Origin of the sequence: Paracidovorax anthurii, assembly GCF_003269065.1 — a bacterium.
Taxonomy (GTDB): Bacteria; Pseudomonadota; Gammaproteobacteria; order Burkholderiales; family Burkholderiaceae_C; genus Paracidovorax; species Paracidovorax anthurii.
The window spans coordinates 1-10028 of record NZ_QLTA01000087.1; the positions used below are offsets into that span (position 1 = coordinate 1).

Genomic DNA, 10028 nt, shown 5'->3' on the forward strand with positions numbered 1-10028 from the left:
ACGTCGAAGTATCCGGTCGTGCTCGATGCGTCTGGAGAACCGGGCGAGGCGCTCAAGCGCGTGAAGGAGACGCTGCGCGCGGTGCCCCACCATGGCCTGGGCTATGGCGTGCTGCGCCACTTCGGCACGCCTGAGCAGCGCGCGGCACTGGCCGGATTGCCGCGCCCCCAAGTGTTGTTCAACTACCTGGGCCAGATCGACACCGGTATGGAAGTGCAGGCGTGGGCCATGGCCGAAGAGCCTAGCGGCGCTTCGCGGGATCCGGTGGCTCCGCGCGAGCATGCGCTGGCTGTCGAGGCCCGGATCCAGGAGGGGTGCTTCCAGATTGAAATCGTCTATGGCACCCGCTGCCAGCGGCGTGCCGACATGGACGCTGTGGCCCGGGCGCTGGACAAGGAACTGCGCGCGCTGATCGCGCATTGCACGAGCGGCGCGGCGGGTGTTACGCCCAGTGATTTCCCGCTGGCGCGGCTGGATGCGGAGCAATTCGCGCAATTGCCTCTGCTACCAGCCCGGATCGAGGATATGTACCCGCTGTCCCCGATCCAGGAGGGGCTTCTGTACCACTCGGTGGATGCCGTGGATGGCGGTGCCTATGTCAATCAGCTGCGTGTCGATATCCGCCATGTCGATCCGGAGCGCCTACGTGCCGCATGGGCGGCGGTGCTGAACCGCCATCCAGCCCTTCGCAGCGGCTTCCTGGTGGGCGAACGCAGCCTGCAGTGGGTGGATCAGGCCTGTCCCGTTCCCCTGGAAGTGCAGGACTGGAGCACGCGGCAGGACTGTGCCGATGCGCTCGATGCACTGGCGCGTGCACAGGCCGCGCAGGGCTTCGACCTGGCCCAGCCGCCGCTCATGCGCATGGTGCTGGTGCGCCTGGCCTCGGGAGCACACCACTTCATCTGGACCTACCACCACTTGCTGGTGGACGGCTGGTCCACTTCCCTGCTGCTGGGCGACATGCTGCGCCATTACGCCGGTGAAGCGCTGCCGGCAGGCGTGGGGCGTTACCGCGATTACCTGGCCTGGATCGAACGCCAGGACGCACAGGCGGCTGCACGGTATTGGCAGTCGCTGCTCGGTGTGCTGGAAGAACCCACCCGGCTGCCGGAACACCTGCGTGCCATCGATGGCGGGAGGGGGTATTGCCGCCATTCGGTCGAGTTGGGCGCAGCGCGCACGGCCCGGCTGACCGCGGCCGCGCGGAGCCAGCGCGTGACGGTCAACAGCGCCATCCAGGCGGCGTGGGCGTTGACCCTGCAGTCGTTGGTCGGCAGGGTGCCGGTGGTGTTCGGTGCCACGACCGCAGGCCGTCCCGCGGAACTGGCGCAGGTTGGCCAGACGGTGGGCCTGTTCATCAATACCGTGCCGGTGGTCGCGGTCCCGCGCCCGGAACGCACGTTGGTGGGTTGGGTGCAGGACGTGCAGGCGCAGAGCTTGCAAACGCGCGAGTACGAGTACGCATCCCTGGCGGATATCCAGCGCGCCCACGGTGTGTCGGGCCAGGGCCTGTTCGACAGCATCGTCGTGTTCGAAAACTATCCTGTTGACGAGATGCTGAAGGCCAACGCGCCGGGAGGCCTTTCGTTCGGGCCAGTGCAAACGGACTATGGCAATCACTATCCGCTCACGCTGCGTGTGCGCACCGGCCCGGTGCCGGGCCTGGATTACCTGTACGACAGCAGCCGCATCGAGGAGACGGCCCTGCATCGGATCGCCGATCAGTTCGACGCCCTGCTCGACGCCATTACCGAGGCGCTCGCCGACGATGCGCCAACGCGGTTGAGTGAGGTGCCGTGGCATGGCGCGATCGCGGTGCAGTCGGAGTCGGAGTCGGAAGAGGCGCAGCTGGTGCTGAGCCGGTGGAGCGAAGCGGTGGAGCATGCGGGGGAAGAGGAGGCGGTGATAGACGAGGACCGCAGCCTGAGCTACGCGCAGCTGGAGCGGGCGGGAGAGGCGCTGGCTGCGCGGCTGCAGGCGCTGGGGGTGGGGCCGGAGGAGCGTGTGGCGGTGCACGCACCACGCTCGGTGGCGCTGGCCGTGGGGTTGCTGGGCACGCTGAAGGCGGCGGGAGTGTACGTGCCGCTGGATCCGGCGCTGCCGGCGCAGCGGCTGGCCCATGTGGTGCGCGACAGCGGGGCGCGGTGCGTGGTCAGTGCGCAGGCGCTGGGGTGGGATGCGGGCGTGCCGGTGCTGGAGATCGAGGAGGAGCCCGGGCAGGAGGCGGTGCAGGAGGCGGCGCACGTGCAGCGGCGGGAGATCCATGCGCAGCAGGCGGCGTACCTGATCTACACCTCGGGCTCGACGGGCCAGCCCAAGGGGGTGGTGGTCAGCCACGCAGCGCTGGCCAACTACGTGGCGGGGGCGCTGGAGCGCATGGAGCTGCCCGAGGAAGCGCGCAGCATGGCGATGGTGTCCACGGTGGCGGCGGACCTGGGGCACACGATGCTCTTCGGAGCGCTGTGCTCGGGGCGGCGGCTGCACATGATCTCGGCGCAGCGCGCCTTCGACCCGGACCTGTTCGCGCAGTACCTGAGCGAGCACCGGGTGGACGTGCTCAAGATCGTGCCGAGCCACTTGCAGGCGCTGCTGAGCGCGGCGGATGCGGCCGGGGTGCTGCCGGCGCGGCGGCTGGTGCTGGGCGGGGAGGCCACGCGCTGGCCGCTGCTGGAGCGGCTGGCGGAGCTCAAGCCGCAGATGCGGGTGATGAACCACTACGGCCCGACGGAGAGCACGGTCGGGGTGCTGACGCAGGAGGCGGATCGGGCGGACCGGCGAGCCGGGACGCTGCCGCTGGGCACGCCGCTGAAGGGGTGCCGTGCCCATGTGCTCGATGCGTACCTGAACCCGGTACCGGCGGGCGCGGTGGGCGAGCTGTACCTGGGCGGAGCGGGGCTGGCGCGTGGCTACCAGGGGCGGGCGGGGCAGAGCGCGGAGCGGTTCGTGGCCGATCCGTTCAATCCCGGGGCGAGGCTGTACCGCACGGGCGACAGGGTGCGCAGGCTCGAAGACGGCAGCCTGGAGTTCCTGGGCCGGGGCGATGAGCAGGTGAAGGTGCGCGGCTACCGGGTGGAGCTCTCGGAGGTGGCGCAGGCGCTGCGATCCCTGGAGGGGGTGGGGCAGGCGGAGGTGGTTGCGCGGGAGCAGGAGGATGGGCGCACGCAACTGCATGGCTACGTGGTGGCGCAGGGCGCAGCGCAGCTGGAGGTGGGGAGCCTGCGGGCACGGCTGGCGGAAGTGTTGCCGGACTACATGGTGCCCAACGGGCTGGTGGTGCTGGAGGCGCTGCCGCTGACGGCCAACGGGAAGCTGGACCGCAGGGCGCTGCCGGAGCCGGAGCAGGCGGGGCAGGGCGAGTTCGAGGCGCCCGAGGGGGAGGCCGAGACGGTGCTGGCGCAGGTGTGGGCGCAGACGCTGAGGCTGGAACGGGTGGGGCGCAGGGAGAACTTCTTCGAGCTGGGAGGGGATTCGATCCTGGCGTTGCAGATCATTGCGCGAGCGCGCAAGAGGGGATGGAAGTTGATGCCAAGGCAGTTGATGGAGTTGCAGACGGTGGCGGGAGTGGGGGCGGTGGCCGAGCGCATCGGGGCGGGAGAGGGCCCGGGGGGAGCAGCGGCGGCGGCAGCGGGGGGAGGAGTGAGGCAGGAGGGGCCGTTCGGTCTGACGCCGGTGCAGCAGTGGTTCTTAGAGCAGGAGTTCGAGGAGCAGTGGCACTGGAACCAGTCGGTGATGCTGACGGCGGCGGAGGTGGTGGATGTGGCGAAGCTGCAGCAGGCGGTGGAGGCGGTGGTGGGGCAGCACGAGGCGCTGCGGCTGAGGTTTGCGAGGGTGCAGGGGAGGTGGGGGCAGCAGGTCTCCGCTTTCGAGTCGGGTGGCTGGTTCACCCGGATATCGATCGACGACGAGGAAAATCCGAGCGCGGCCATCGCGCGCCACGCCAGGGAATTCCAGTGCACCCTGGATGCGAATCGCCTCTTCAAGGCCTTGTGGCTGGACGGCGGTGAGAGCCGCGTGTCGCGCCTGGTTCTGACCGCGCATCACCTGGTCGTGGACGGCGTGTCGTGGCGGATCCTGGTGGAAGACATCCAGACCGCCTACCGGCAACTGCTCGATGGCAGTGCGGTCGATCTGGCCCATGTCGGCGTCGGACTGCGCGATTGGCGCCAAGCCATGGCGAAGTATGTGGACAGCGGCGCCTTGCGTGCAGAACTGCCGTACTGGGCCGCCGTGGTCGGACAGGCAGAACCGGGATTGCCCGGCCGCTCCGGCGCCAGCAATACGGTGGCTGACATCGCCACCGTCTCGGTCACCCTGAGCGAGGAGCGCACGGAGCAACTGCTGACCGATGTTCCACCGGCCTACCGCACGCAGATCAACGACATCCTGCTGACCGCGCTCGCCCGCGCCCTGTGCGCCTGGGCGGAGCGCGACAGCGTGCTGGTGGAGCTCGAAGGACACGGCAGGGAAGAGCTGGAGGAATCGCTGGACCTCTCGCGCACGGTGGGCTGGTTCACGGCGCTGTACCCGGTGCGGCTGGAGCCCGGAGCGCAGGGGTTGGGAGAGAGCATCAAGGCGATCAAGGAGCAGTTGCGGCAGGTGCCGGGCAAGGGGCTGGGCTATGGGCTGCTGCGCTACCTGGCACCCGAGGGGGCGGAGCTGGCCCAGGGGGCTTATCCGCAGGTGACGTTCAACTACTTGGGGCAGATCGATTCCGCCGTGGACGCGAACAGTGCCTGGAGGCTGGCGCGCGAAACCGTGGAGGGCCAGCGCGCGCCCGGCAGCCGGCGCCGCACCGTGCTGGATATCGGCGCGAGCATCCGCCGAGGTGAATTGCAATTGCAATGCACGTACAGCCGGGCCATCCATGACCCGGCGCAGATCGAAGCCCTGGCCCGCACCCTGCGGGATACGCTGGAATCCCTGATCGATCATTGCCTGAGCGGTGTGCGTGGCGCGACGCCTTCGGACTTCCCTCTGGCACGGATCACGCAGGAGCGGATCGACGCACTGCCGTGGCAGACCGCCCCTGTCCAGGATATCTATCCGCTGGCGCCCATGCAGCACGGCCTGCTGCTGCACACGCTCATCAACGCAGGATCGGGCATCTATCTCATGCAGGACCGATACCGGTTCGATGCAGCGATCGATGTCCAGGCGTTCCGGCGTGCGTGGGACAAGGTGGTGGCGCGCCATGAGGTGCTGCGCACGGGCTTTGAATGGCACAGCGATGCGGAGCCGCTGCAGGTGGTCTATCGCAGGGCACCCTCTCCGGTGCAGCTCCTGGATTGGAGCGGTGTGGCGTCGGAGGAAATCGAGGAACGCATCCAGGCGCTGCTGCAGGAAGAACTGGCAGAGGGCTTCGATCTGACCCGACCTCCCCTGATGAGGCTGCGCCTGATCCAGGCCGATGCGCAGACTTTCTACGTCGTGCAGAGCTTCCATCACATCCTGATGGATGCGTGGTGCCGGTCGCTCCTGCTGCGCGATTTCTTCACGCACTACGAACGCGAATGCGGCCGATCCGCCCCGGACGTCGTGCAGGCCCGGCCGTACCGGGACTTCATCGCGTGGCTGCAAGGGCAGGACACGGCCCAGGCGCGCCGCTACTGGGTGGAGGCCCTGCAGGGTTTCGATACGGTCACTCCGCTGCCGTACCGGCAACCGGTGGCCGCAGTTGGCGAGAACGCCCAGGTGGGGGATTGCATGGTCCACCTGTCGGCCCAGGAGACGGCCCGGCTGCAACAGTTCGCGCAGCATGAGCAGGTCACGGTCAACACCGTGGTGCAGGCCGCCTGGGCATTGCTGCTGGCGCGGCTGGGCGGTGCCGATGAGGTGCTGTTCGGGGTGACGGTGGCGGGCCGGCCGCTGGAGCTGCAGGGCATCCAGGAGACGGTGGGCCTGTTCATCAACACCATCCCGCTGCGGGTGCGCCTGCCGGAGAGTGCAGGCGGGGTGGGGCCATGGCTGCGCGCGTTGTTCGCGCAGAACCTGGAGATGCGCCAGCACGAGCATGTGCCGCTGGTCGAGATCCAGTCGCTGGCCGAAACGCCGCGGGGTGCCAACCTGTTCGACAGCATTTTCGTGTTCGAGAACGCTCCGGTCGATGCAGAGGTCGCCAGCCGGGCCTCTGACCTGAACGTGAGCTTCAAGGGCAACCGCACGCACACCAACTATCCCATCACGGTGGTCGTGGTTCCTGGGACTGAACTGGTGCTGCAGCTTTCCTATGATGCGCGGCTCTTCGCGCATGCCGATGTCGTGCGCCTGCTGGCAAGCCTGCGCCATGTGCTGATGCAGTTGTCCTGCACGCCGCCCGGTGTGTTCCACGAATTGAGGGTGTTGCCGCAGGATGAGCGGAATCGTCTGCGGCAGCTGTGCACGGGAGCGCAGGAGGAGCACGGTCAGCGGGAAGGCTACGCGCGGCTGTTCGATGCGCAGGCGCGGCGGCACGCGCAGCGCGTGGCGGCGCGCAGCCAGGGGGAGCAGCGGACGTATGCGCAGCTGCAGGCGCATGCGGCGCGCCTGGGTGCGGCGCTGGGCGATGCGGGGGTGAGACCGGGCGATGTGGTGGCGCTGTACGCGGACCGTGGCCTGGAGCTGCTGGAGCTGGTGCTGGGCACGTTCCACGCGGGCGGGGCGTACCTGGCGCTGGACAGGCGCCACCCGCACCGCAGGCTGGCGGGGATGCTGGCGGCCAGCGGAGCGCGGGTGGTGGTGGCGCCGGCGGCGGCGGTGGCGGACCTGGAAGGGGTGCTCTCGGCCATGGAGCGGCCGCCGGTGCTGCGGGTCTACGAACACCTGCTGGCCTCGGTGCGCAGTGCGGATGCGCGGCCCGTGCCCAGCCGTGGGGAGCAGGCGGCCTACGTGATCTACACCTCGGGCTCGACGGGCGAGCCCAAGGGGGTGGTGGTGACGCAGCAGGGCATGCTCAACAACCAGCTCGGCAAGATCCCGTACCTGGGCCTGGGCCCACAGGACGTGATCGCCCAGACGGCCGCGGTCAGCTTCGATGTCTCGGTCTGGCAATTGCTGGCGGGCCTGCTGTGCGGGGCCTGCGTGGAGATCGTGCCCGATGAGGTGGCGCGGGACCCGCGCGCGCTGCTGGAGTGCGTGCGCGAGCAGGCGGTGACGGTGCTGCAGAGCGTGCCCTCGATGATCCAGGCGATGCTGGCGGGCGATGCGCAGGAGCTGCCGGCGCTGCGCTGGCTGCTGCCCACGGGCGAGGCCTCCACGGCCGAGCTGGCGCGGGCGTGGTTCGAGCGCTATCCGGCCGTGCCGCTGGTCAACGCCTACGGGCCGGCCGAGTGCGCCGACGACGTGGCGCTGCACCGGGTGGATGGAGCGGATGCGCTGGACGGCCACCTGCTGCCGATCGGGCGGCCCACCGACAACACGCGGCTGCACGTGCTGGACGGCCACCTGGAGCCGCTGCCCGTGGGGGTGGCCGGCGAGCTGTACGTGGCGGGGGTGGGCGTGGGGCAGGGCTACCTGGGGCGGGCGGGACTGACGGCCGAGCGCTTCGTGGCCGACCCGCGGCCGCAGGGCGCGGGCGAGCGCCTGTACCGCACCGGAGACATCGCGCGCTGGCGCAGCGACGGCGTGCTGGAGTACCTGGGCCGGGCGGACCAGCAGGTCAAGATCCGCGGGCAGCGCCTGGAGCTGGGCGAGATCGAGGCGCAGCTGGTGCGCCACGAGGCGGTGGCGGCGGCCGTGGTGGCGGTGCACCAGGACGGGCAGGCCGAGCGCCGGCTGGTGGCGTACGTGGTGCCGCGCGTGGCCGAGGAGGCGGCCGGCGCGCCGGCGCAGGCCAGGCTGCGCGAGGTGCTGCGCGAGCACCTGAAGGGGCGGCTGCCGGAGTTCATGGTGCCCAGCTTCTGGGTGTTCCTGCCCACGCTGCCGCTCAACCCCAATGGCAAGGTCGACCGCAGGAAGCTGCCGGACCCGGATGCATCGGCCGCAGGCCAGGCCTTTGAGCCGCCCCGCGGCGAGACCGAGGAGGCGGTGGCCGGCATGTGGCAGGCGGTGCTGGGCGTGGAGCGGGTGGGGCGCACGGATCACTTCTTCGAGCTGGGCGGGCATTCGCTGATGGCCATCCAGCTGATGGAGAAGCTGCGCCGCCAGGGCTGGCCCATGCCGGCGCGGGCGATCTTCGAGCATCCCCGGCTGGCCGACTTCGCCCGCGAAGTGCAGCGCCAGAACACCGCGCAGACGCCGCAGCCGCAGATACCGGCCAACCGGATCGAGCCCGGCTGCGAGCGCTTGCAGCCGGAGATGGTGACGCTGGTGGCGCTCACGGAGGAGCACCTGCGCACCATCGAGGCGGCCGTGCCGGGCGGGGCGCGCAACATCCAGGACCTCTACCCGCTCGCACCGCTGCAGGAAGGCATCCTGTTCCACCACCTGCTGGAGCCGGGGCGCGACCCCTACGTGCTGCCCTACCTGCTGGAGTTCGACAGCCGGGAGCGGCTGGGCGGCTTCATCGAGGCGCTGCAAGAGGTGGTGGCCCGCCACGACCTGCTGCGCACCGCGATCCTGTGGGACGGCGTGCCCGAGCCCTTGCAGGTGGTGCTGCGCCGGGCGCAGGTCGTGCTCGAACACGTGGAGGCGCCACCGCAGGGCCAGGATGCGGCCCGGTACCTCAGCGCGCTGGTGCATGGGCCGGCGTACCGCATCGACGCGCGCCGCGCGCCCATGATCCGCGCGCTGGCGCTGCACGATGCGGCCCAGGGCCGCTGGCTGCTGCAGCTGCCGTGCCACCACCTGATCATGGACCACACCACGCTGGAGCTCATCAGCGCCGAGGTCGGGCTGATCCTGCAGGGGCGCAGGGAGCAGCTGCCCGAGCCGGTGCCGTTCCGGGACTTCGTGGCGCAGGCGCGGCTGGGGGTGCCGGCCGATGCGCACCGGGCCTTCTTCTCGGCCATGCTGGCCGATGTGCAGGAGCCCACCGCGCCGTTCGGCCGCTTCGACGTGCAGTCCGACGGCAGCGCCACGCAGGAGGTGATCCAGGCGCTGGATGCCGGGGTTGGGCAGGCCATCCGCAGCCTGGCACGGCGGCTGGGCGCCAGCCCTTCGGCGGTCTTCCACCTGGCCTGGGCGCTGGTGCTGGCCCGCGTCACGGGGCGCGACGACGTGGTGTTCGGCACCTTGCTGTTCGGCCGCATGCGCGGCGGGGCGGACGTCGGGCGGGCCGTGGGCATGTTCATCAACACCCTGCCCCTGCGGGTGCGCCTGCGGGGGCAGGACCGGGAGGCGGGCCTGCGCCAGATCCAGGAGGCCCTGGCGGGGCTGCTCGAACACGAGAACGCCAGCTTGCAGCAGGCCTTGCGGTGCAGCGGCGTGCCGGCTGGAGTGCCGCTGTTCTCCACGCTGCTGAACTACCGCTACAGCGGCGCCTCGCCCACGGCCGCGCTGCTGGAGGGGGTGCGGACGCTGGGCGGGCGCGAGCGCACCAACTATCCGCTCACGCTGTCCGTCGATGATCAGGGCGAAGGCTTCCGCCTAGTGGTCCTGGCGGAGCCCGGGATCGATGCGGCCCGCGTGGCGGGCTATGTGCAGGATGCGCTGGTGCGCCTGGTCTCGCAGGACGCGGGCACGGGCAGCGTGCTGGCCCGGTGCCTGCCGGCTCTGGGCGAGGCCGAGGCGGAGCGCCTGCGATCGTGGAGCCATGGAGAGGCAGTGCACGTGGAAGAGAAGACGGTGCACGGTCGGATAGAGGAGCAGGCGCAGCGCACGCCGGATGCGGTGGCGGTGGTGTTCGGAGGGCAGACGCTGAGCTATGCGGAGCTGAACGCGCGGGCGAACCGGCTGGCGCACGCGCTGATGGAGCGTGGGGTGGAGCCGGAGAGCCTGGTGGGGGTGGCGCTGGAGCGCTCGGTGGAGCTGGTGGTGGCGCTCTTGGGGGTGATGAAGGCGGGAGGGGCGTACGTGCCGATCGATGCGGAGCTGCCGCAGGAGCGGGTGGCCTACATGCTGGGCGACAGCGGGGTGCGGCGGGTGGTGAGCGATGCGCGGACGCTGCAGCGGCT

The 10028-nt window shown here is 70.3% G+C and carries 1 protein-coding gene; it reads left to right on the top strand.

Annotated elements, in window-relative coordinates; genetic code table 11:
• Positions 1–10028 (top strand): non-ribosomal peptide synthetase (locus AX018_RS23620; RefSeq protein ID WP_111882618.1); only part of this gene is annotated, 10028 nt, incomplete at both ends.